This window comes from Cryobacterium sp. M91, assembly GCF_002929615.1.
GTDB lineage: Bacteria > Actinomycetota > Actinomycetes > Actinomycetales > Microbacteriaceae > Cryobacterium > Cryobacterium levicorallinum.
Genome location: NZ_PJJT01000086.1, coordinates 199,243 through 222,244 on the forward strand (window position 1 = coordinate 199,243; position 23,002 = coordinate 222,244).

The following is a 23,002-nucleotide window of genomic DNA, read 5'->3' on the forward strand; positions in this document are numbered from 1 at the left end:
TGTCAGTTCCCCAGCGCGCTGGTCTGAAACTCGGTCAGGGTGACGGCGCCCTTCAGCGCCAGATCGAGCAACGTGTCCAGTTCACTGCGGTCAAACGGTGCCGCCTCGGCGGTGCCCTGCACCTCGACGAATTTGCCCCGACCGGTCACGACCACGTTCATGTCGGTGTCGGCTCGCACGTCTTCGGTGTAGGCCAGATCGAGCATGGGGACACCGCCGATGATGCCAACTGACACGGCCGAGACGCTGTCGATGAGCGGCTGCGCCTTCTGCGAGATGAACTTCTTGCTGCGACCCCACTCAAGCGCGTCAGCGAGGGCCACGTAGGCGCCCGTGATGGCCGCGGTGCGGGTGCCGCCGTCGGCCTGCAGCACGTCACAGTCGAGCACCAGGGTGTTCTCGCCCAGCGCCTTCATATCGACGACAGCGCGCAGGCTGCGGCCGATCAAGCGGCTGATCTCGTGGGTGCGGCCGCCGATCTTGCCCTTAACCGATTCGCGGTCCATGCGGCTGTTGGTCGAGCGGGGCAGCATCGAGTATTCGGCAGTGACCCAGCCCTTGCCCTTGCCGCTCATCCAGCGCGGAACGCCATTGGTGAACGATGCCGTGCAGAGCACCTTGGTGCGCCCGTAGGAGATCAGTGCCGATCCTTCGGCCTGGTCGCTCCAGCCGCGCTCGATCGTGATCGGGCGCAGTTCGTCGTTGGTGCGCCCGTCGGCGCGCAGGGTTTCGGTCACGGTGTACTCCTAGTGGTTCGGGTTCAAGACGGAAAAGGGTGGCGATGCGAGTGCGCTCAGATTGATCGCGCCGGTTTCGATCAGTTCGACCCGGTTGATTTCGGGGCCGATCAGGCGATGAGCGAGGGCCAGAAAATCCTCGGCGCTGTCACCGGTGGCCTCGTAGCGATAGGTCGGCGGACTCGTGCGGCCACGTTCGAGCCCCTGGCTGACCAGCACCCGGTAGACGTCGTTGGCGGTTTCGGTGTCGCTGGAGACCAGAGTCACGCCCTCCCCCATGACATATGAGATCGCGCCGCGCAGGAACGGATAGTGGGTACAGCCGAGCACCAGGGTGTCGACCTCGGCCGCGCGCAGCGGTGCGAGGTATTCCTCGGCGACGGCGAGCAGCTCGGCGCCGGTCGTGACACCGGCCTCGACGAACTCCACAAAACGGGGACAAGCCTGGCTGAACAGGGAGATTTGGGGCGCCGCAGCAAAGGCATCGTTGTAGGCGCGGGAGTTGACGGTGCCGACCGTTCCGATCACCCCGACCCGCTGGTTACGCGTGGTCACGACCGCACGCCGAACTGCGGGCTGGATGACTTCAATCACCGGAACGCTGTAGCGTTCGCGGGCATCGCGCAGCATGGCCGCCGACGCCGTGTTGCAGGCAATGACGAGCAGTTTCACGTCCTGGGCGACGAGGTCATCGAGCACGTCGAGTGCGAAACCGCGCACATCGGCGATCTTCTTCGAGCCGTAGGGCGAGTGCGCCGTATCGCCGATATAAAGGATGGATTCGTTCGGTAACTGGTCCTTGATCGCCCGGGCGACGGTCAGGCCGCCCACTCCGGAATCGAAAATACCAATCGGCGCATCCGTCACGAAGATCAAGCCTAGCCCGACCGAGCGGATAAGCTGTGCCGGGTGACCCCGTCCCCCACTTTCCCCGTTCCCGCAGATGGCGACCCGGCCGCCCGCACGCCGGCACTGCACTCACCGGCACTGCGAACCGACCGCTACGAACTCACGATGGTCGACGCCGCAATCCAAAGTGGGACCGCCGATCGCGAGTGCATGTTCGAGGCCTTCGCCCGGCGCCTGCCGGCGGGCCGCCGCTATGGCATCGTCGCCGGCACCGGCCGACTGCTGGACCTGATTCGGCAGTTTCGCTTCGAAACCGAAGAACTGACCTGGCTGGAGCAGAACGGGGTCGTGCGCACGCCCACCCTCGACTATCTCGCCAATTACTCCTTCAGCGGCAACATCTGGGGCTATCAGGAAGGGGAAGCCTACTTTCCCGGGTCGCCGCTTCTGCTGGTGGAAAGCACCTTCGCCGAGGGCGTCATTCTGGAGACACTCATTTTGAGCGTGCTCAACTACGACATCGCGGTCGCGAGCGCGGCCGCGCGCATGGTCTCGGTCAGCCTCGGCCGCCCGATCGCCGAAATGGGCTCACGCCGCACCAATGAGCATTCGGCGGTCGCTGCCGCCCGCGCCGCATTCATCGCCGGCTTCGCCTCGACCAGCAACCTCGAAGCCGGCCGCCAGTGGGGCCTGCCAACGATGGGCACCGCCGCGCACTCATTTATTTTGCTGCACGACAGCGAAGAAGAAGCATTCCAGGCGCAAGTGGATGCCTTCGGTGCGGCTACGACGCTGCTCGTGGACACCTACGACGTGCCCGCCGGCATCGCCCGGGCGGTCAAGGTCGCTGGCCCCGACCTCGGTTCAATCCGCATCGACTCCGGGGATCTACCCACCGTCGTGGCCGCCGCGCGCGCCCAGCTTGACGCGCTCGGCGCGGTCAACACGAAGATCACGGTCACGAGCGATCTCGACGAGTTCGCCATCGCTGCCCTGTCGGCCAGCCCGGTCGACGCCTTTGGCGTCGGTACCTCGGTGGTCACCGGTTCTGGCGAGCCGGCCGCCGGCCTGGTCTACAAGCTCGTCGCACACAAGGGACACGGCGATGACTGGATTTCCGTTGCCAAGACCTCAACCGCGAAACTCTCCATCGGTGGACGCAAGAGCGCACTGCGCCGAGTGGATGGCGCCGGTATCGCGCAGGAAGAAATCGTCGTGCTCGACCATGGGCCCGCTGCCCAGTTCGATTCCCGCAGCGGACTGGAACGAACACTCCTCGTGCCCCTCATCGAAGGCGGCACTGTCGACAATCGCTACCTGGGATCTGCCGGGACCCTGCGCGCTCGCGCGCATAATGCATCCGTTATGCAGGAATTGCCGATTGAAGCGTTTCGGCTCGGGCGCGGCGAGGCTGTTATTCCGACCTCGTACCGCTAGCTGCGGCCGGACTACCTGCTACTTGGCCTTCATCTTTTCGTAGATGGCCTTGCAGGTCGGGCAGACCGGAAACTTCTCCGGGTCGCGCCCCGGCAACCACTTCTTGCCGCACAGCGCCTTGACCGGCTTGCCGGAAATGGCCGACTCCATGATTTTGTCTTTCGGGACGTAGTGCGAAAACCGTTCGTGGTCGCCCGGTTCAAGCTGCTCCTGCTTGATGAGTTCTTCAAGCTCACGGTCGAGGGTGGACGTTCCGCCGCCGGGCTGGCCGGGTTCTGCAATGCTCGCGCGAAATTCAGTCATGGCACCAGTCTAAGCAATCTCGGGCCGGCTGGGCTGGCACGGGGTGATCAGGTAGGTGGTGATCAGGCGCGCTGCGCGGAGGCGAGCATCTCGGGTCCACGTCGTTCGAAGGTGCGCGAGCCGAGCCAGATTCCGACGATCACGGCGAGCAGACCGAGCCCGATTCCAGCTCCCAGGCTACGCAGATGCCAGACCGGATCCTCGGTAATTCCCAGGTACGCGAACAGGAGCGCGGGCAGCGCGAGAACGATCGAGCCGGTGAAGGTCAACGATTGCACCAGAGCCGCTGCCGTGTCGGAGGCCTGCGGCTGCGCAAACGGGCTGTCGCCGGGTTTCGTGACCGGGTACGGAAACCTCGTCGAGGTGTAGCTCGAAAAACCCAGACCGGCCAGAAGGATGCAGGTGCTCACTCCCAGCATGGATGGCAGCACCGTCCAGTCTCCGTAGAACCAGATACTGATGGCCGACCCCATGCCGATAACGGGGATGGCCATGACCAATGCGGGAACGAGCCGACCGATGCGGTCGGCTACCCCGCGCGTACCGGAGGCAACGTGCAGCCAGATGGCCGTGCTGTCGTAGGCGACGTCGTTGTGCATAGTCCAGCCGAGGAAGACGCACATGAGCGGAACCGGGACCAAGGCGAGGTAGTGCAAGGGCACACCGGCGATAATGAGTGGCAGGACCGCGATAATCGGAACGATCGGGATCATGATGAGCGATACCCAGTAGCGCGAGTCACGGGCCCAGTAAGTGAAGGTGCGCGCCGCGATGGCGCCGACGGCGTTGTGCGGCATGCGGTCGAACCAGCCCAGCCCAGAATACTGCTTCGCTGCCGCTTCGCGACCAGGCGACACGAGCATACGCGCCACGACCAGCTGCCAGATCAACCACAGGGTGTAGACCGACGCTGCAGCGATCACGAGCTTGAGAATGGCCGGGCCCCAGGCACCGGTGGAGGCGTCCCCGGGCACTGCCCAGGCTGCACCGAGCGGCGTCCAGCCCAGAATTGAGGCGAGCGTGCCGAGCAGGGTACGGCCGTGCCGGGCCCAGTCCGTGCTGATCAGCACCACGACCACCGGGGAAATCATGACCAGCACGACGACTCCAATGAGGCCGGTGAATTCTCGCGAACGCCGGGTGGAGAGCAGAAATGCTGCAAGGGATGCGCTCACTCGCGACAACAGAATGCAGGTGGCCAGGATGAGTCCGGCTGAGACGAGCGCGAGCAGCGTCTGGCCCACGCCACGCGACCAGGTAAACACCGTGCCGAGCAGAACAATGCTCAGCGTGACGGCCGGAACACCGATGAGAGCCGACCCTGCCAGGCCCAGCGACAGGGAACGATTCGGAATGCCCAGGAAGGCGAACTTGCGTGGGTCCATGCTGTCGTCGATTCCGGCGACGATCGGGATGAGCAGAAAGCCCAGCACCACCACCGATCCGGCCACGATGAGCGAATCACGAATCAGAACCGGGTCACCGACGAATCGCAGGGAGATCAGGGCGACGAGAAAAGTGATGGCAACGCCGAGCCCGTAGAGCAGGCCGACGAGCAGGCCGACGACCTGCCAGGGACTCCGGCAAAATAGGTTAGCGAGCAGCCGGAGTTTCAATCCGAAAAATTGTGCAACCATTCCATGCCCTCCGCCACCTTGCGCCCACCGGCGAGTTCAACGAACCGGTCTTCGAGCGTCTTCTGACCACGCACCTCGTCAACGGTGCCGGCAGCCAGGACCCGCCCCTGCACGATGATCGCGACGTGATCGCAGACCCGCTGAATCAGATCCATACCGTGGCTGGACAGCACGACGGTGCCGCCGGCAGCAACATACTTCTGCAGAATTTCGGTGACGTTGACCGCGGAAACCGGGTCGACCGACTCGAAGGGTTCATCGAGCACGAGTACGCGGGGGGAATGGATCATGGCACAGGCCAGGGCGATCTTCTTGGTCATGCCGGCGGAGTAGTCGGCGACCAGCCGGTTGAGTGCGTCCTCGAGGCCGAACGCCGCGGCCAAATCCGCCGACCGGGTACGCACAGTGTCGTTGTCGAGCCCGCGGAGCGTGCCAGCGTAATAAAGCAGCTGCGCCCCGGTCAGCCGATCGAACAGCCGAAGCCGATCGGGCAGCACCCCGATGACGCGCTTGGCGTCGTTGGGTCGCTTCCAGACGTCGATTCCGTGCACGGTGACGGTTCCGGCTGCCGGCCGAAGCAGCCCGGTGATCATGGACAGTGTCGTGGTCTTGCCGGCACCGTTCGGTCCGACGATGCCATAAAATGACCCGGCACGAACAGTCAGGTTGAGGTCGGAAACCGCGATGGTCTGTCCGAAGCGTTTGATCAGGCCACGGGCCTCGATCACAATCGGGGCCGGCTTGGCCACGGATGCGAGCACGGACTTCGGTTGTGCCTTCAGGCTCGCCTTCGGTCCGGCCTTCGGGGCCGTTCTGGGTGCCGTTTTGGGCGCTGACTGGGGCGCCGTTTGAATCTCGGATTGAGCCTCGGTCTGTGGCTCTAGCTCGGCTGGAACCTCGGTAGGTAGCTCTAGCTCGGCCGGAACCTCGGTCTGTGGCTCCAGCTCGGCTAGAACCTCGGTCTGGGGATCCGGCGCGGCCGGGTCTGTGGGCGCAGCGGCGCGGAGCCGGTCCTGGAGCGCATCACGCGTCGCATAGGGACGAGTCGTTTCGTCGGTCGCTCTGTTGGCGAGCGACGACGTCGTGGCCGCGGATGGTGCCGGAGCGGTCGTTGACGCGGGGATGGATGCCTTTCGAACCGCCGGCTTGCGCACGGTCGGTTTGCGTGCAGCCGGCTTGCGTGCGGCCGGCTTGGCCGGTGTGGCCGTTGTGTCAGAGGAGGTTGATGCGTTCGGTTCAGGCGCGGTCGATTTCTTAGCCGTGGCCGCAGCCGATGCCCCAGCGGCTGGCTTGCGTACAGCTGGTTTACGCGCAGCAGGTTTACGCACGGCAGGTTTACGCGCAGCCGGCTTCGGAACGGGAGGTTCCAGCGTGGCTGGTTCAACGAGAGCTGACTCAATTGCCGCCGGACCCGCGGCGTTGAGTTCCACGATCTTTCGTTCCACGGCGTTAGGCGCTTTCGATTCAGCGGAAGTGACAGTGACAGATTCGTCGTCAGGTTCGGAGTTAAGCGGCACAAAAGTCACTCAGCTAACCTACCAAGGACCAACGACCTGAGGGCGCGGAAGGCCGCTTGACAGCCATTTCAACCTGTGAGTACGCTCCATGCCGGGTCACGAAATGGACACGTGCTGCGCCGTTTCTGCCCGCGGAACGACCCGACGGGTTATGGTGAGGTTGACATAACGGTGTGTCTTTACGTGAACATGTAGGTGAATCCTAAGCAAACTCTTCGCAAGCGAGTGGGGTTTCAGGCGTAGCCCCAACCATTCTTGAGGAGATAATCGTGACGACACAGGCAGGTAAGACGCAGTCGGTCAAGACACAGGTCGTTATTCTGGCCGCCGGCATGGGCAGCCGCCTCGGACGCTCTCTGCCGAAGCCGCTCACCGAACTTAACGATGGCCGCACCATCATGCAGCAGCAGTTCGACAACATCGCCCACGCCTTCGGCAATGCCGCCAAGGTCACCATCGTCGTCGGCTACAAGCTCGAGCACATCATCGAAGCGTTCCCACAGGCATCCTTCGTTTACAACGAAGAATACGACCAGACCAACACGTCGAAAAGCCTGCTGCGTGCCCTGCAGGCGTCGAAGTCGGGCGGCGTGCTCTGGATGAACGGTGATGTCGTCTTCGACCCGGCCATTCTCGACCGCGCGGCCGCCATGATGGCCCGCGACCAGTCCTTCGTCACCGTGAACACCGACAAGGTGTCCGATGAAGAGGTCAAGTACACGACGAGCGCCGAGGGCTATATCAAGGAGTTGTCCAAGACCGTCAAGGGCGGACTCGGCGAAGCCGTCGGCATCAACTACGTGTCGAGTGCCGACAAGGCGACGCTGATCCGCCAACTGAGCAAGGTAGCCGACCAGGACTACTTCGAGCGCGGCATTGAGCTTGCGATCGAGCAGAACCGCATGCTGGTGGAGCCGGTGAACATCTCCGACTTCTACGCCGTCGAGGTGGATTTCGCCGAAGACCTCGAGCGCGCGAACTTGTTCGTCTAACCGACACCGAACGGCACGACGGAAAAACCCCATGCCGAGGCGCTGGGTTTTTCCGTCGTGCCGCAACGCGAGTCGCTGCGCCTCAGTTGAGGCGAACGAAACCGCGACCTGAGGCGGGTGGCCGGAGCGTGCGCGCCGGCCAAGATTCATCAATCGGGGGATTTAGGCCCAATGCTGTTCACTTAAGTTCTTGGTTTGAGTATTTTCCTGACTGGCCATTTGGACATTTTGCGTTTGACGGCACGTGGGACGACGCGGTGACGTCGTAAGGGCAGGAGCTCGTGGATGATTTCCTGGCAGAAGTTGGTGAAGGCTCCAGCCAATCGCTGAGGGGGAAAAAGCCGGGCGCGCGGCAAGGGATCGCCGCGCGGCCCGGAGGGTGCCTGTGAAGGAGAAGCGCAACGGGTCTTCCTCGAAGTGTTGAGCAACGGTGCCAATGAGGGATCTGATCGCGTAGTGCACGCACAGGAATCCATAGATTTCCTGCAGTACCCCGTCGGGTGTTTTGGATCGCAGAACGAGTCCGGGTCCGCGTTGGTGGGTTTTGAGTTCGTCGAAACAGGACTCGATTTCTCACCGCTTGGCGTAGGCGCTGGCCAGGTCGTCCGCATCGGCGGCCACCGGGTCCAATATGTTGGTGATCAGGCGAAACGTGCTGACATCCTCGCCGGTGGTGACGTCATATTCGATGACACGCACCGGGATCCCCGCGGTGTTGTTGCGCCGGTCCTTGCTGCTGGGGTACAGGGTCGAGAGGTAGGACCCGTCCGCGAGTTCCTTCAGCACGGGCAGCAGGTTGTTGGCTTTCATCCGCCAAAGCAGGTCAGCGCCCGTGGCGACGCTGTCCTTCCAGGCCGAGTACGAATAGAACCCGCGGTCGGCCGACAGCAGCATGTCCTTTTTCAGATCTGCCAGCAGCGCCGGATACAGGTCATGTTCAGCGGCGTGATACCCGGAGACCACCGCAGAAATTACCGCATGGGTGCCGCCTTCGACCAGGCCCAGCACCCGTGTCTGCGGGAATGTGCTCTTGAATTCCGTCTTTGTCCCCGGACGGCCATAGGCACGCTCAATAGCTGGGACATCCGCCAAATCCAGGGTCGTCCCGTCGACACTAACTAACGGCCACTTTCGGGAAAATCCGCTACCGCCCGAAACTCCGAAGGGTTTAGCGACCTGGGCGAACAACTCGACCATCATCGTCGAGCCCAACCGAGTCCGTGCTTGAAAAATCGCTGCTCTGGACGGCAAAGTCCATTCGCGAAATCGCCCCGTGACCCATTCCATCCCAGCCAACAACGACCGCATGACTTCCTCATACGAGCGAGCGGAAAACAGGGCCAAGGCCATCACGTAGTAGACCATCAGTCGGGACGGCAACAGCCGATTCCGCTGCTAGAAAGCACCCGTCCGCTCGATCACGGCATCAACCACATCGGGCGGGAAGACCCGCGTCAACACGCCCAAAGAAACATGATCACTCAACCGCTCCGGACCTACCGGAGTTACCCATCCAATTCGCGCCATGCCATGCCAGAAAGTTAAAATTTTAATACTAAGTGCACAGCATTGGGATTAGGCCACAGATCCACGGCAGGCCAACGCTCATGGAAGGCACGGCGCGAGTCCTGACCAGAGAGAATGCCCCGTGTGGCGCCTGGGCCTGAAGTAAATTATCCCGCCGAAGCACGAGCCAGCGATTCCGGGATAAAGGTCCCGTCCGCTGAGCAGCGAGGTTGCCGCCGTCCCGGGTTGGGCCGGACTGAAGTGGCGTTACAACCGCTGCACTCGAGTTCGTATCGGGGTGAAGTGACCCCGTCAGCTGGAGCCGGATTCGGTCTCAGTCTGGCCTCAGAATGGCAATACGGGCACGTTATTCTCATGGAATGAACTCCTTCGTCCGGCCCTGCCCCGCCGAATCTGAAGTTTGCAAAATTTTACGGGACCGTTGGGCTTAGTTTGTTCCCATCGCTCTGGCGACCGCTACCCCCATCACCACCCCCCAAACGGGATTCACTCTGATGCTGCACGGCGGGAGGACAAACCGAAACACGCACAACACCAGAACCATCACTGGCCGAAAGATATCAATCATTCAAAGCCAGGCCCCGTTTCTCCGGGAGTCCTATGGTGCCGAGCGCAGCGACCACGAAGAACCCCGCGAAAACCGCGAAGAGCAGCCCGGTTCCGCCGGTATCGCGCAGGAGGGGCACCGCCAGCGGTGCGACGATCGCGGCAATGCGACCACTGCCTGCCGCCCACCCGGAGCCAGTGGCCCGAATGCGAGTGGGATAGACCTCCGGCGTCACCGCGTAGAGCGCACCCCACGCTCCCAGGTTGAAGAACGAGAGCAGCATGCCCGCTGCAATCACCTGGCTGGCATTCGTTGCGAGGCCAAACAGAGCAGCCGAACTGGCCGAACCGACCAGGAACACAGCGAGGGTGCTACGTCGGCCCCACCGTTCGATTAGATACGCCGAAGCGGCATAGCCCGGAAGCTGCGCCACGGTGATGATCAGCGTATACGCGAAGGAACGCACGAGTGAGAAGCCTGAGGCGACCAGAACGGTAGGCAACCAGATGAAGGCACCGTAATAGGAAAAATTGACGCAGAACCAGACCAACCAGAGGGCGGCCGTGCGGCCACGCAGTCCCGGCGGCCACAGCGCGGTGAAGCCTCCTGCGGAAACCTTTCGTTCGGCTCCGGCCCGATCGGCCGGGTCCAATGCTGGGGGTGGGACCGTGACTCCGGCCGAGAGTTCGAAGCGGCGAACGGTCGACTCTGCCTGTACAAACCTCCCACGCGATTCAAGAAAACGGACCGATTCCGGAAGCCGCAACCGCACGAACATGGCGTAGAGGGCCGGGGCCGCGCCGACGGCCAGGGCCCAGCGCCATCCGTTCTCCGACGACGGCACCACAAGATATCCGATCACTGCCGCGAGGGTCCAGCCAATCGCCCAGAACGATTCCAGCAACACGATGATCCGACCGCGAATTCGCGGCGGCGCGAACTCGCTAACGAGGGTCGAGGCGACCGGAAGCTCAGCGCCGAGACCGAGCCCCACAACGAAGCGCCAGGCGATCAGCACGGCCACCGATCCGGAAAGAGCGGATGCCCCCGTCGCCACGCCGTAAACGAGGAGGGTCAGCGCAAATACCTGGCGGCGTCCGATGCGATCGGCCAAGAGTCCACCGAGAACAGCGCCAACGGCCATGCCGACGAAACCGGCGGAAGCGATCCAGGACAATTCCATGCCGTTCGTGTTCCACTGCACCGCCAATTGGGCCAGCACGAAGGAGATGAGCCCCACATCCATGGCGTCCAACGCCCAGCCCAGGCCGGACCCGACCAGAAGGCGTCGATGCTCCCGGGTAAACGGCAGGGCATCCAATCGGGCGGTGCGGGTTGCGGGCGGAACTTTGGCCACAGACTTTCCATTTCAATTCGACACTGAACGATCAACCCCAATTTTACGCGCGTCACTGGCGTAGATTTGAAGGACAGACCTTGAGAGGATGGACAAACGTGGGGCAGAACAGCTTGACCAAAGACCTCGACATTCTTGAGATCGAGACCGTGGTGCTGGTGGCCGACGATGGAACACCGATCGGCACGGCCGACAAGGCACTCGTGCACGACGATAACACCGCCCTGCACCTGGCTTTTTCGTGCCACGTCTTCGATGAGAACGGGCGTATCCTGGTCACCCGGCGGGCGCTGACCAAAAAGGCCTGGCCCGGCGTGTGGACCAACTCCTTCTGTGGTCACCCCGCACCGAGCGAAACCCTGGCTGATGCGGCCAGGCGCCGAGCGGGCCATGAACTCGGTATCGCCCTGACCGAACTCACCCTGGTGCTGCCCGATTTTCGCTACCGGGCGATCGACGCCTCCGGAATCGTGGAGAACGAAATATGCCCGGTCTTCACGGCGATCACGCACTCGACGGTCGTGCCACGTGCCGACGAAGTAATGGAATGGCGGTGGGTGCCGCGCGACGACCTCGTGACGGCGGTACGCATCACCCCGTGGGCGTTCAGCCCCTGGCTGACGCTGCAACTCCCCCTCCTCTTCCCCCAGGGCTAGATCACTCCCGCCCGAACTCGGCTGCACCATCTTCAGGTTCGTTACCCCCGGCGCGGCAGCCGAGAAACGGTTACGGTGGCTGCGGCGCCCGCGTCCGGCGGGACGATCACGACCTGCCTGGCCGGAATATCGCAGCCGGCCGTTCGCACCAAAAGTTCGGCCGTTGGATCGGTGCCGCGTTTGATGACCGCGAGCGCGACCGTACCCAATTCGAAATGCCGGGCAACCGAAGTCACCCGCCCGACGATCTGGTCCGCACCGTCTTTGTTCGGTGCCACAACTTCGTCGCCGCGCGCGGGCCGCACACTGTGTTTATCAGCACTGTGCGCATCTTCCGGGTAGAGCATCACGAGCCGGCGCGGGGGATGCCCGATGTTGTGCACCTTGGCCACCGTCTGCTGGCCGCGATAACCGCCCTTGTTCAGGTGCACGGCTGTGCGCAACCAATCAAGTTCATGGGGAATCGTCTTTTCGTCAACCTCCGAGGAAAAATGTGGCCGCCAGGCTGCTACGCGCAAGGCCTCGAGGGCGTCAAGTCCAGCGACAGGAATATCGGAGGCGACGATCCCTGCCAGGGCGCTTCGCGGCACCAATACCTCGCTGTAGGTCCAGCCCGCCGCCGGATGCCTGGTAGCCTTCGCGTACTGAAATCCACCCGGGCCAACGCTCATCCACCGGTCCCGCCAGACCACGGGAAGCCCATGAGGGGCCGTAACCGGAAGCGTCGGCTGGCCGAGGGTTCCGATGGTCGCGAATTCGATGGAACGATCCATCAGTTCTACCCGCAGCGCGAATTGCATGCTGCCCAACCATGTGAGCAGCCCTGCTACTTCGTTTCGCTCCATCAGCAGCCACAGATCGGTTCCGTCATCAAACAGGCGCACCGCATAGTCGATCCGCCCGGTCATATTGAGTAGAAGGGTCTCCGAGGATTCGCCCGGCGCCAAACCGGCGACACTCTGGCTGGTCAATGAATTTATCCAGCTGAGGCGATCGGGACCGCTGATGGTAATCACAGCCCGGTGTGAGAGGTCCACGATCGCGGTTCCTGCAGCCAGTGCGCGCTGCTCGTCGAGGGGGTCCCCATAGTGGGCAGCCACTCCGGCATCGACCGCCTGGTCGGCACCGACAGCGCCGGGCCGGTTCAGAAATTCGTTGAACGCGACCGGCGCGTTCCCGACGGAGATCTGCGGAGCGAGCATTCCCTGCGTTGAATTCATCTGTCTCCATTGGGCGCCATCAACTGCCCGATATTGTCGTGCCTGGTTAGTACATTCCGAGTTGGAGCCGAGCTGCTTCCGACATCCGGTCCTGGCCCCACGGTGGGTCCCAGACCAGTTCGATATCGATCTCGCCGACGCCCGGAACCGCCTGAATTGCGGTGCGGGCATCCTCTTTGAGCACATCGCCCATGCCGCAGCCCGGAGCGGTCATTGACATGTTGACTTCGACCCGGTGGGTGCCATCGGGCAGCGGCTCCGCCTCGCACAGGTAGATCAGCCCCAGATCGACAACATTGATCGGGATTTCCGGGTCGAACACGTTCTTGAGCGCATCGAGCACCTGGTCCAGGTCGAACGGACCGTCATTCATGGTCACGGTTTCGGCGACCAGCCGGCTCAGGCCGAGCGCGGCCGAGTCTTCGGCACTGATCCGAACGAGGTAGCCCATTGAGGTTTGGACGGTGACGCTCGCACCGAGGGTTTGCGTTATGACAACCTGCTCGCCGGCCTGAAGCAGCATCGGCTGCCCGCCCGGGATTACCGTCGCCTGGCAGCTGTGTTCGAGTTCAACGATCTTGTATTGGCCTGAGTCCATCGGCTACTTCTCCGTTCCGACGACACGGCTGCCATCGGCGCGGTCGTCACCTTCCAGCGCGCTGCGCAACGCCTGCCAGGCCAGGGAGGCGCACTTGACCCGGGTCGGGTACTCCCATACGCCAGAGAGCACCGCGAGCTTGCCCACCTCGGCCAATGCCGCTTCCCCCTCGGATTCGCTGGTGAGCATGGTGTGCACGCGAGCGAACAGCGTCAGGGCTTCCTCCTCTGCCATACCCTTGACGGCCATGGTCATCAGCGAAGCGGATGCCTGGGAAATGGTGCATCCGCTCCCCGTGAAGGCAACGTCGGCGATGACGCCGTCGGTGAGTTGAATGGCGAGAGTTAACTGATCGCCGCATAGCGGGTTAACGGCCTCGATCGAGCACGTCGCGCGGTCGATTGTACGAAAATTCCGTGGCCGGCGGCCATGGTCGATGACCATTTCCTGGTAAAGACCCGCGATTCCCGCACTGAACGAAGCGATCCCTGGGCCGGCCGTCATGGAGCGACCACAGTGGCGTCACTCCCGAACCGGGTGGCGACCACGCGTTCCAACTGGGCGCGCAGTAGATCCAACTCAATCCGGTCCACCATTTCGTGTACAAACGCGTAGATGAGCAGGCCCCTGGCCGCTTCCAGCGGGATGGCACGCGTCTGAAGATAGAGCAGAGCCTCCTCATCCATTTGGCCCACCGCAGCACCGTGCGTGCACTTCACATCATCGGTATAGATTTCCAGCCGGGGCCTGGTGTCGACTTCGGCGCGGTCGGAGAGCAGTAAGTTCTTGTTCTTCTGGTTCGCATCGGTACCGTCAGCGCCATGACGAACCATAATGTGACCGTTGAACACACCGTGTGCCCGGCCGTCCAACACTCCCTTATACAGCTGGTGGCTGGTGCAGTCGGTCGCGGCGTGATCGACGAAGATCGTGTTGTCGTGGAGTTGATCGCCCTGGGGCAGGTAGACGCCGTCGAGGCTGACCTCGGCGCCGACGCCATCCAGTTGAACTCGCACCTCGTGCCGGGCGATGCTGGCGCCGAGCATGATGGAACGGGAAGAGAATCGGCTGCCCCGCCCTTGCCGCACGGACAGCAGCGCCACATGGAAAGCACTCGTCGGCTCGTTTTGCACCTTGTAGTGCTCAATGTGGGCGTCTTCGGCGAGGAGGAGTTCGGTGACGGCGTTGGTGCAATACACGTCGGAATCGATCCCGGCGTAGGTCTCGACGATCGTGGCACGAGAGTCAGAATCGGCGATTATCACCGAACGTGGACTGGATATCAGCGGGACTCCACCGGTGTCGGAGAAGTAGACCAGCTGAATCGGCTCGTCCACGATGGTGCCGCTGGGAAGATGAATGAATGCGCCATCCTCGGCCAGAGCGTCATTGAACGCTGCGAAGGCGTGACGCACTCCCGGTGCATGCGCAAAAAAGGGTTCGAGGCGATCAGGCCCGGCTGCCAGCACCGCGGCCAGGGTCGTGACGACTGCACCGGCCGGCACCCCGGTCACTCGCGAGAATTCGGACGAGAAATGGCCGTTGACGAAGACCAACCGTGGACCACCGAGATCGACCGCTGCCTCGTCGATCATTTCTGCCGTCACCCGGCTGCCGGATGCCACGGTGGCGGCATCGAACGGTACGGCGAGGATCGGGGCCAACCCGGTGTATTTCCAGTCCTCATCCTTGTGGGTCGGGAAGCCGTGCTCACCCACCCACTGGAGGGCGGCTACCCGCGCCTCGGCGAGCCAGGCGGGATCACGCGCGCCGAGCCGAGGTTCGAAGCCAGCGAGCACTCCGCTGGCCGCGCTCAGAACGGTCATCGCAATATCCCGGCCGTGCTCAATCGATCTGCGTCAGCTTCCTGCGTACCGGTGTAGCCATGCGCTTCGAGCTCGACGGCCAGGTCCTTGCCCCCGGAACGCACGATCCGGCCGGCGGTCATCACGTGCACCTGGTCGGGCACGATGTAGTCCAAAAGGCGCTGGTGGTGCGTGATGACGAGCATGCTGCGGCCTTCGCTCCGGAGTGCGTTCACCCCGCTGGCGACCACCCTCAGAGCGTCGATGTCCAAACCGGAGTCGGTCTCATCCAAAATCGCGAGTTTGGGTTCCAGGATCGCCATTTGCAGGATCTCGTTGCGTTTCTTTTCACCGCCGGAGAATCCTTCGTTGACCGAGCGATTCATGAAGGTCTGGTCCATCTCAACGAGCTTCATCTTCTCCTGAGCCAGCGCCAGAAAGTCCACCGGATCCAGTTCTTCTTCTCCACGCTGGCGGCGCAGGGAGTTCAAGGCGGTGCGCATGAAGTACATGTTTCCGACGCCGGGAATCTCAACCGGATGTTGGAAGGCCAGGAATACACCGGCGGCAGCGCGCTCTTCCGGTGACAAGGTCAGCAGGTCCTGACCCTCATACGTGACGCTGCCAGAGACCTGGTACCCCTCGCGGCCGATCAATACACTGGCCAAGGTGCTTTTTCCCGAACCGTTCGGGCCCATGATCGCGTGCACCTCACCCGGCTTCAGTTGCAGGTTCACCCCTCGCAATATTTCTTTGTCCTCGATACTGGCGTGCAGTTCTTCGATTTTCAGCATTAGCCAACGCTTCCTTCCAGGCTTACGGTTAACAGTTTTTGCGCCTCAACGGCGAATTCCATGGGCAGCATCTTGAAGACTTCACGGCAGAAACCGTTCACAATCATCGACACCGCCTCTTCTTCCGGGATACCCCTCTGCCGGCAGTACAGGAGTTGTTCCTCGCCGATTTTGGAGGTCGATGCCTCGTGCTCAACCTGCCCGGTCTGGTTCTTCACCTCGATGTATGGAAGCGTGTGGGCACCGCTGTCTTTGCCGATCAACAGCGAATCGCACTGGGTGAAGTTGCGGGCTCCGACGGCCGAATGTCGCATGTCCACCAGACCGCGGTAGGTGTTCTGCCCGTGACCGGCTGAAATAGCCTTCGAGATGATGGTGCTCTTGGTGTTCTTGCCGATGTGCACCATCTTGCTGCCGGTATCCGCTTGCTGACGTCTGGCCGTCAATGCCACCGAGTAGAACTCGCCGACCGAGTTGTCACCCTTAAGAACCACACCGGGGTACTTCCAGGTGATCGAGGAGCCGGTTTCCACCTGGGTCCAGGAAATCTTTGCGTTGCGGCCGGAAGCCATGCCCCGTTTGGTGACGAAGTTGTACACGCCGCCCTTGCCGTCGGCATCTCCGGGATACCAGTTCTGCACCGTCGAGTACTTGATCTGGGCATCGTCCAGTGCCACCAGCTCAACCACGGCGGCGTGCAGCTGGTTCGTATCACGAACAGGCGCCGTGCAGCCCTCGAGGTAGCTGACATAAGCGCCCTCTTCGGCAATGATCAGGGTTCGCTCGAACTGGCCGGTGTCGGCGGCGTTGATGCGGAAGTAGGTGGACAGCTCCATCGGGCAGCGCACGCCCTTAGGGATGTAACAGAACGAACCGTCGGTGAACACCGCCGCGTTCAGGCAGGCGAAGAAGTTGTCGTTGTACGGAACCACGGAGCCGAGGTACTGACGCACCAGATCCGGATGCTCCTGAACGGCTTCCGAGAAGGAGCAGAAGATCACTCCAACCTCGGCCAACTTGTCTTTGAACGTCGTCGCAACCGAGACCGAATCGACGATCGCGTCGACCGCCACGCCACTGAGACGCTCCTGCTCACCGAGCGAAATGCCGAGCTTGTCAAACATCTCCCGCAGCTCCGGGTCGACCTCGTCCATGCTCTCCACGCGTTTTTTCGGCTTGGGAGCGGCGTAGTAAATGATGTCCTGGTAGTCGACCGGCCCATAGGTGACGTGCTGCCAGGTCGGTGCCGTGAGCGTGGTCCAGTGCCGGTAGGCACGGAGCCGCCATTCCAACAGCCAATCCGGCTCATTTTTCTTGCTCGAAATCAGCCGGATGATGTCTTCGTTCAGCCCGCGGGGTGCGACGTCAGTTTCCAGATCGGTCACAAATCCATACTGATATTCCTGGTTCGCTAATTCGCGGACCTCGTCAGAGATACCAGTCGAGGTTGTGGGTGCACTCATTTCGTCTCCATGTCAGTTGTTGTTGGCTGCGAGCAGCCCGATCGTTTCGGTCAGCGACGCTGTGAGGGAAGTGCCGCGATCAGCGGGTGATCCTTGGCGTATGGGCCGACCTTGGCCGCTCCACCCGGGGAGCCGATGTCGTCGAAGAACTCAACGTTGGCCTTGTAGTAGTCGGCCCACTGCTCCGGCACGTCATCTTCGTAGAAGATCGCCTCGACCGGGCAGACTGGCTCACAGGCTCCGCAGTCGATGCACTCATCGGGGTGGATGTAGAGCGCCCGGTCACCCTCATAAATGCAATCGACCGGGCATTCATCAATACACGCCCTGTCCTTGACGTCCACGCAGGGCAAGGCGATGACGTAGGTCACAGTGTCTCCACCCCGAACACCACGGGGACCTGGTCGAGAGCGTTGAGCAACACGGTGATCTCGGCCGCCGTGTTGTAGGCCGCGAAGGTCACTCGCGTGGTCGCGGCCACGTCCAGACGCTGGTGCAATGGCCAGGCGCAGTGGTGGCCGACTCGCACCGCGACTCCGGCATCGTCGAGGATTTGGCCAACGTCGTGCGCGTGCACGCCGTCGACCACGAAAGACACCACACCGGTACGGTCCGCACCATCGGCCGGTCCGATGACACGGATCCACGGGCGTTGGGCCAGGCCGGCCAGCAGGACTTCGGTGAGGGCCTGCTCATGGGCGCTCACCCGCGGCATCCCCAACCGGGTCAGGTAATCACAGGCCGCAGCCAGGCCGACGGCCTGCGCGGCCACCGGGACACCCGCCTCGAAACGTTGCGGCGGTGCGGCGTAGGTTGAGCCCTCCATGTGCACGGTGTGGATCATCGAGCCTCCGGTGAGAAAGGGGGGCATGGCTTCCAGGAGGCCAGAGCGGCCCCAGAGCACGCCGACCCCGAGGGGGCCGAACATCTTGTGGCCACTGAAGGCCAGAAAGTCGACGTCGAGATCGACGACGTCGATCCCCAGGTGCGGCACCGACTGGCTGGCGTCGAGCACGGTCAGAGCCCCGACCTTCCGGGCCCGAGCCACAATGGCCGAAACCGGATTGATGGTACCCAAAACATTGGACACATGCGTGAAGGCGACCACCTTGGTACGGTCGGTGATGACCGTCTCCAGGTCGTTCAGGTTTAAGCGACCGTCATCGGTGACACCGATCCACCGCAGGGTAGCGCCGCTGCGCCGGGCAAGTTCCTGCCAGGGAATGAGATTGGCATGATGCTCCATCTCGGTGATCACGATCTCGTCGCCCACGCCGAGCTTGAAGCGCGCCGCAACATCCGCTTCGACGCCGCCCATGGCCCCGGTAGCGGCCGCGTTGCTGAACGAATACGCCACGAGATTTAGGGCTTCGGTGGCGTTCTTGGTGAACACCACCTCCTTAGTTTGTGCGCCGATGAACCGTGCAACGGTCGCGCGCGCCGATTCAAATGCTTCGGTGGCTTCCTCGGCCAGCTGATGAGCACCACGGTGAACCGCGGAGTTGTGCTGCTCATAGAAGGTGCGTTCGGCATCGAGTACCTGGCGCGGTTTGTGTGACGTGGCCCCGGAGTCGAGGTACACCAATGGTTTTCCGCCGCGCACGAGACGCGAGAGAATCGGGAAGTCGCTACGGATGGCGGCCGACTCCTCGATACTGAATGCCGCGTTCGCGCCGACGTCAGAACTGATGGCCTCGGAGCCGGTGATCGGACGCACTCCCGTGATTAGTCCTGCACTGGTACTCATGCATTTGTCCCATCGTTGCGATTGTTCGTGTCGGAGGTGGTCGTCGTGGCCAGAGCGTCAAGGGGGATGAACGTCGCGCAGCTGTGCGCGCCCCCCGCCAGAGTCGTGCGTCGTTGAACCGGAACTCCGAGCAGCCGAGAGAATGCCTCGGTCTCGGCGTCGCAGAACTCCGGAAACTCGGCCGCGACATGCAGAACAGGGCAGTGCCCCTGACACAGCTGCACACCATTCGCTGGCAGGTCAGCTCCGACCGGCCGGATCGACGCCGCGAAACCTTCGTCGTTCAGTACCGACGCCAGTGCCTCTGCACGGGCGCGGACATCTCCGCCGGTCGAGGGCAGTTGTGCGGCATACCCCCGCTCGAGTCGTGCGCTGCGTTCACGGGCAAACTCGCCAACGGCATCCGCTCCGGCGCGTTCGGCGAGAAAGCGTAACGCCGAGGTCGCCACATCAACGTAGTCAGCCCCCAGACCGGCATGACCGGACACGGAGAGGACATAGGCGCGGGCCGGCCGGCCGCGGCCACCTGATGTAGCGGGCACGTGTTCTTCGACGGCCCCTTCCTCGGCCAGCTGGTCGAGGTGACGGCGCACGGCAGCGGGCGTAAGTCCCAAGCGCGCGGCCAGATCGGCTGCGGACAGTGGGCCATCCTCCGCGAGCATCTGCCGCACGCGGTCCCAGGTGCGTTCCTCCAGACCATTCGCTCCAGGGTGCGACCCTTCTGTGCCCGCGCTTCCGCGGCGGTGAGCTATTAACATGACATAAGCATGTCCTAATTCAGCTCGGCTGGCAAGTCAACGCGCCGGTCCACTGTCTGGCAGCAACTAGAGTCGAGCAGGCGGTTGGGTCATTACCCTCGAATCAAAGGAGAACGCGTGCTTTTTCGCCAACTGGAATATTTTGTCGCTGTCGCACGGGAACGACACTTCGCGCACGCCGCTGCGGCCTGTCACGTTTCCCAGCCCGCCCTTTCCGCGGGAATCAGCAAGCTGGAGCAGGAGCTCAATGTCTCACTGATCAACCGTGGTCATGCTTTTGAGGGGTTGACCCCGGAGGGCGAACTGTTGGTGATGTGGGCCAAACGGATTGTGGCGGAGCGTGACGCGCTCAAGGCGGAGGTTCACGCTCTCAAATCCGGCGTGACCGGTGTACTGCGTCTTGGCGTCGTGCCCAGCGCATCGACAACGGTCGCGCTACCGGTTGCGGCGTTCTGTGCCGCGCATCCGCTGGTCAAGGTACAGATCAAGTCGGGCCTGTCGTCAACCGAAATCGCACACCGATTGCATGACTTCGAGTTGGATGCTGGCGTGACGTACGTCGACGCTAGCGACGACCCGGGGCTCGATGTCGTGCCCCTCTACGAGGAGCGCTACGTGCTGATTGCCTCTGAAATGCTCATACCGGACATTTCCACCTCCATGTCGTGGGTGCAGGCATCCCGATTACCACTTGCCGTGTTAACGACGAAAATGCGCAGTAGACAAGTGATCGACGCAGCGTTCGAACGGAACCATGTGCAGCTGGTGCCTCAGGTAGAGACGGACTCGATCGCGTCCCTCCACGCCCATATGAGGACAGGCCGGTGGGCCAGCATTGTCCCGCACACCTGGGTGCAAACCATCACCCCTCCGGCGCGGACACGGATCGTACCGCTGGTCGATCCCGTCGCAACGGCTCGCGTTGTCGTGGCGATCAGTGCGGCCTCGCCCGGTTCGGTTATTGCCCGTGCCTTCGCGGCAGTCGCCGCCAAACTCTCGCTCGGCGAATTGTTCGACCAGAGGCTGGGCGAGCTCTTCAACCAGGAGCTTTCAGCTGGCTTTTCCGCTACGACCGCGCCGACGGCGCCGACGCTTCGATAGCCGCCAGTTATCGGCCGGTCGATTTCTGGTCTTGGACAGGCCAGCAAAGTGAGGCAGACACTGGGTACAGCGCATCAGCCGGGCGGGCACCTGCCAAACCGGCGTCACAGAAAGAGTCCACATGGCCAAGATTCTTCTCGTCCTCTACCCAGATTCCGTCACCGGGTACCCGCCGCAGTACGCACGCGACAGCATCCCTGTACTTGATGGCTACCCAGATGGTCAGACACTGCCGAGCCCTTCCGCCATCGACTTCACCCCCGGTGCACTCCTGGGAGCGGTTTCCGGCGAACTCGGTCTGCGCAGGTTCCTGGAAGCTGCCGGACACGAATTGGCGGTCACCTCGGACAAGGACGGTCCGAATTCGGTATTCGAACGCGAGCTCGTGAGCGCTGACATCGTGATTTCCCAACCATTCTGGCCCGCCTATTTGACCGCAGAAAGGATCGCGAAGGCGCCAAAATTGAAGCTCGCGATCACGGCCGGCATCGGTTCGGATCACGTTGATCTCGACGCAGCAATCAGCCACGGTATCACCGTGGTCGAGGAGACCTATAGCAACAGCATCAGTGTCGCCGAGCACGCTGTCATGCAAGTCCTCGCTCTCGTTCGCAACTACCTTCCCTCGCACGAGTGGGTCGTCAATGGTGGCTGGAACATAGCCGACAGCGTCGAGCGCGCCTATGACCTCGAAGGAATGAACGTCGGTGTCATCGCGGCCGGCCGCATCGGTCGTGCCGTTCTGCGCCGACTCGCACCCTTTGATGTTCGCCTGCACTACACCGACAAGAACAGGCTGTCCCCCGAAATCGAGCGCGAACTTGGGCTGACCTTCCACCCGGATGCGGCCTCGCTCGTGAGGGCCGTCGACGTTGTATCGATCCATGCACCGCTGCATCCGGAGACGTATCACCTCTTCGACGATGCCCTGATCTCGTCAATGAAACGAGGCTCCTACATCGTGAACACGGCCCGAGCCGAGATCACCGACCGTGACACGATCGTTCGCGCGTTGGAGTCCGGGCAACTCGCTGGATATGCCGGCGACGTCTGGTATCCGCAGCCGCCAGCGGCCGACCACCCCTGGCGCACGATGCCGCACAACGGCATGACCCCCCACGTGTCCGGGTCGACTCTGTCCGCTCAGGCTCGCTACGCCGCAGGTACCCGGGAGATTCTCGAAGACTGGTTCGCCGATCGACCTATTCGGGAGGAATATCTCATCGTCAACGGCGGTCAACTTGCTGGCGTTGGTGCTGCCTCCTACACGGCCGGCGGTGAGTCGAGCCCCGGCAGTGGCGGTAAGTAAGACAGCGAGAGCACCGATGTAGTCCTGGGGAAGGCCGCGGTGACTGCCCTGTCGCTGGCGGCCTTCTTACGTCCGCAGCATCACGCCGCGCCACGTCACCCAGCCGCACCAGGCAGCCCCGGCTGCCCCAACGTCGCAACGTCGCAACGTCGCAACGTCGCAACGTCGCAACTATAACAAGGAAGTTATCAATGAGCTGGCTCGATCGAGAACGTACCATTGCTCGTCCTGGATTCAACCGGTGGTTGATCCCGCCAGCGGCCCTCGCTGTGCACCTATGCATTGGCCAGGTGTATGCATCCAGCGTATACAAGACCGCTTTAGTGGAGCATTTTGACGCCAGCCTGACCCAAATCGGCGTGATTTTCTCCATCGCCATAGTTATGCTCGGACTGTCGGCCGCCTTCATGGGCACCTGGGTCGACACGAACGGTCCGCGCAAGGCAATGTTCGTGGCGGCATTGTTCTGGTCTGGCGGGTTCATGATCGGATCTGTGGGCATTTTCAGCCACCAATTGTGGCTCGTGTACCTCGGTTACGGCTTTATCGGGGGGATTGGCCTCGGCAAAGTCATATGGTCGTAGCAACGCTCTAGTGATTGGAGCGTTTTATGGTCAAGTTGTTTCCGCCGAATACTCGCACTGAGTT

The 23,002-nt window shown here is 62.4% G+C and carries 20 protein-coding genes and 2 pseudogenes; 6 read left to right on the forward strand and 16 right to left on the reverse strand.

What is annotated here, in order from left to right; all coding sequences use genetic code 11:
- Nucleotides 1–2 precede the first annotated feature (2 nt).
- Both rph and murI read right to left on the reverse strand, forming a co-directional pair.
- Entirely contained in the window at nucleotides 3–737 is a 735-nt protein-coding gene (gene rph / locus CXY80_RS12175; RefSeq protein WP_104132668.1) for a ribonuclease PH, read from the reverse strand.
- Between the two features lie 9 nt (nucleotides 738–746).
- Nucleotides 747–1,604: a glutamate racemase gene (gene murI / locus CXY80_RS12180; RefSeq protein ID WP_104132669.1), complete on the reverse strand. Its 858-nt coding sequence runs from the start codon at nucleotides 1,602–1,604 to the stop codon at nucleotides 747–749.
- A 147-nt stretch (nucleotides 1,605–1,751) separates the two neighbouring features.
- Between murI and CXY80_RS12185 the strand changes: the two genes are divergently transcribed.
- Nucleotides 1,752–3,023, forward strand: a complete 1,272-nt coding sequence (locus CXY80_RS12185; RefSeq protein WP_233195346.1) for a nicotinate phosphoribosyltransferase — start codon at nucleotides 1,752–1,754, stop codon at nucleotides 3,021–3,023.
- Nucleotides 3,024–3,041: 18 nt separating this feature from the next.
- On the opposite strand, the gene CXY80_RS12190 is transcribed toward CXY80_RS12185, so the two are convergent.
- The 3 genes from CXY80_RS12190 to CXY80_RS12200 form a co-directional block, all read right to left on the reverse strand.
- Nucleotides 3,042–3,326 carry a DUF3039 domain-containing protein gene (locus CXY80_RS12190; RefSeq protein WP_092449385.1) on the reverse strand — a complete coding sequence of 95 codons (285 nt, stop codon included), beginning with the start codon at nucleotides 3,324–3,326 and terminating at the stop codon, nucleotides 3,042–3,044.
- Nucleotides 3,327–3,388: 62 nt separating this feature from the next.
- Nucleotides 3,389–4,963: a hypothetical protein gene (locus tag CXY80_RS12195; protein WP_104132670.1), complete on the reverse strand. Its 1,575-nt coding sequence runs from the start codon at nucleotides 4,961–4,963 to the stop codon at nucleotides 3,389–3,391.
- Complete coding sequence (locus CXY80_RS12200) at nucleotides 4,939–5,907, reverse strand: ATP-binding cassette domain-containing protein (protein ID WP_166787489.1); 969 nt, start codon at nucleotides 5,905–5,907, stop codon at nucleotides 4,939–4,941. The genes CXY80_RS12195 and CXY80_RS12200 overlap by 25 nt, the downstream gene beginning before the upstream one ends.
- A gap of 842 nt (nucleotides 5,908–6,749) precedes the next feature.
- On the opposite strand from CXY80_RS12200, the gene CXY80_RS12205 reads away from it, so the two are divergent.
- A complete protein-coding gene (locus tag CXY80_RS12205) occupies nucleotides 6,750–7,472 on the forward strand; it encodes a phosphocholine cytidylyltransferase family protein (RefSeq protein ID WP_255411851.1) in 723 nt (240 codons plus the stop codon).
- Nucleotides 7,473–7,802: 330 nt separating this feature from the next.
- Here CXY80_RS12205 and CXY80_RS12210 read toward each other — a convergent pair.
- Nucleotides 7,803–8,999: pseudogene (locus tag CXY80_RS12210) on the reverse strand (IS4 family transposase); the annotation flags it as partial.
- Between the two features lie 560 nt (nucleotides 9,000–9,559).
- Nucleotides 9,560–10,903 (reverse strand): MFS transporter, encoded by a 1,344-nt coding sequence (locus CXY80_RS12215; RefSeq protein ID WP_233195326.1) that lies wholly within the window; start codon nucleotides 10,901–10,903, stop codon nucleotides 9,560–9,562.
- Between the two features lie 98 nt (nucleotides 10,904–11,001).
- On the opposite strand from CXY80_RS12215, the gene idi reads away from it, so the two are divergent.
- Nucleotides 11,002–11,559, forward strand: a complete 558-nt coding sequence (gene idi, locus CXY80_RS12220; RefSeq protein WP_233195327.1) for an isopentenyl-diphosphate Delta-isomerase — start codon at nucleotides 11,002–11,004, stop codon at nucleotides 11,557–11,559.
- 41 nt (nucleotides 11,560–11,600) lie between these two features.
- Here idi and CXY80_RS12225 read toward each other — a convergent pair whose 3' ends face one another.
- The 9 genes from CXY80_RS12225 to CXY80_RS12265 form a co-directional block, all read right to left on the reverse strand.
- Nucleotides 11,601–12,761: a folate-binding protein YgfZ gene (locus CXY80_RS12225; RefSeq protein ID WP_104132671.1), complete on the reverse strand. Its 1,161-nt coding sequence runs from the start codon at nucleotides 12,759–12,761 to the stop codon at nucleotides 11,601–11,603.
- A gap of 64 nt (nucleotides 12,762–12,825) precedes the next feature.
- Nucleotides 12,826–13,377, reverse strand: a complete 552-nt coding sequence (gene sufT / locus CXY80_RS12230) for a putative Fe-S cluster assembly protein SufT (protein WP_092449390.1) — start codon at nucleotides 13,375–13,377, stop codon at nucleotides 12,826–12,828.
- Nucleotides 13,378–13,380: 3 nt separating this feature from the next.
- Nucleotides 13,381–13,881, reverse strand: coding sequence for a Fe-S cluster assembly sulfur transfer protein SufU (gene sufU, locus CXY80_RS12235; RefSeq protein WP_104132672.1), 501 nt, complete (start codon nucleotides 13,879–13,881; stop codon nucleotides 13,381–13,383).
- Nucleotides 13,878–15,203, reverse strand: a complete 1,326-nt coding sequence (gene sufD, locus CXY80_RS12240; RefSeq protein WP_198415548.1) for a Fe-S cluster assembly protein SufD — start codon at nucleotides 15,201–15,203, stop codon at nucleotides 13,878–13,880. Before sufD ends, sufU begins: the two co-directional genes overlap by 4 nt.
- Complete coding sequence (sufC, locus tag CXY80_RS12245) at nucleotides 15,200–15,976, reverse strand: Fe-S cluster assembly ATPase SufC (protein WP_092449394.1); 777 nt, start codon at nucleotides 15,974–15,976, stop codon at nucleotides 15,200–15,202. Before sufC ends, sufD begins: the two co-directional genes overlap by 4 nt.
- Nucleotides 15,976–17,439, reverse strand: coding sequence for a Fe-S cluster assembly protein SufB (gene sufB, locus CXY80_RS12250; RefSeq protein WP_092449396.1), 1,464 nt, complete (start codon nucleotides 17,437–17,439; stop codon nucleotides 15,976–15,978). The genes sufC and sufB overlap by 1 nt, the downstream gene beginning before the upstream one ends.
- 50 nt (nucleotides 17,440–17,489) lie before the next feature.
- Nucleotides 17,490–17,810: a ferredoxin gene (gene fdxA / locus CXY80_RS12255; RefSeq protein WP_092341486.1), complete on the reverse strand. Its 321-nt coding sequence runs from the start codon at nucleotides 17,808–17,810 to the stop codon at nucleotides 17,490–17,492.
- Nucleotides 17,807–19,186: a SufS family cysteine desulfurase gene (locus CXY80_RS12260; RefSeq protein WP_104132673.1), complete on the reverse strand. Its 1,380-nt coding sequence runs from the start codon at nucleotides 19,184–19,186 to the stop codon at nucleotides 17,807–17,809. The genes fdxA and CXY80_RS12260 overlap by 4 nt, the downstream gene beginning before the upstream one ends.
- Complete coding sequence (locus CXY80_RS12265) at nucleotides 19,183–19,944, reverse strand: metalloregulator ArsR/SmtB family transcription factor (protein WP_092449399.1); 762 nt, start codon at nucleotides 19,942–19,944, stop codon at nucleotides 19,183–19,185. The genes CXY80_RS12260 and CXY80_RS12265 overlap by 4 nt, the downstream gene beginning before the upstream one ends.
- 117 nt (nucleotides 19,945–20,061) lie before the next feature.
- Here CXY80_RS12265 and CXY80_RS12270 point away from each other — a divergent pair, with 117 nt between their 5' ends.
- From CXY80_RS12270 to CXY80_RS12280, 3 genes and pseudogenes are all read left to right on the forward strand, one after another.
- Nucleotides 20,062–21,045 (forward strand): LysR family transcriptional regulator, encoded by a 984-nt coding sequence (locus CXY80_RS12270; protein ID WP_092449401.1) that lies wholly within the window; start codon nucleotides 20,062–20,064, stop codon nucleotides 21,043–21,045.
- Nucleotides 21,046–21,166: 121 nt separating this feature from the next.
- Nucleotides 21,167–22,354 carry an NAD-dependent formate dehydrogenase gene (locus CXY80_RS12275; protein ID WP_104132674.1) on the forward strand — a complete coding sequence of 396 codons (1,188 nt, stop codon included), beginning with the start codon at nucleotides 21,167–21,169 and terminating at the stop codon, nucleotides 22,352–22,354.
- Between the two features lie 191 nt (nucleotides 22,355–22,545).
- Nucleotides 22,546–22,920 (forward strand): annotated as a pseudogene (locus CXY80_RS12280) (MFS transporter); the annotation flags it as partial.
- Between the last annotated feature and the right edge of the window lie 82 nt (nucleotides 22,921–23,002).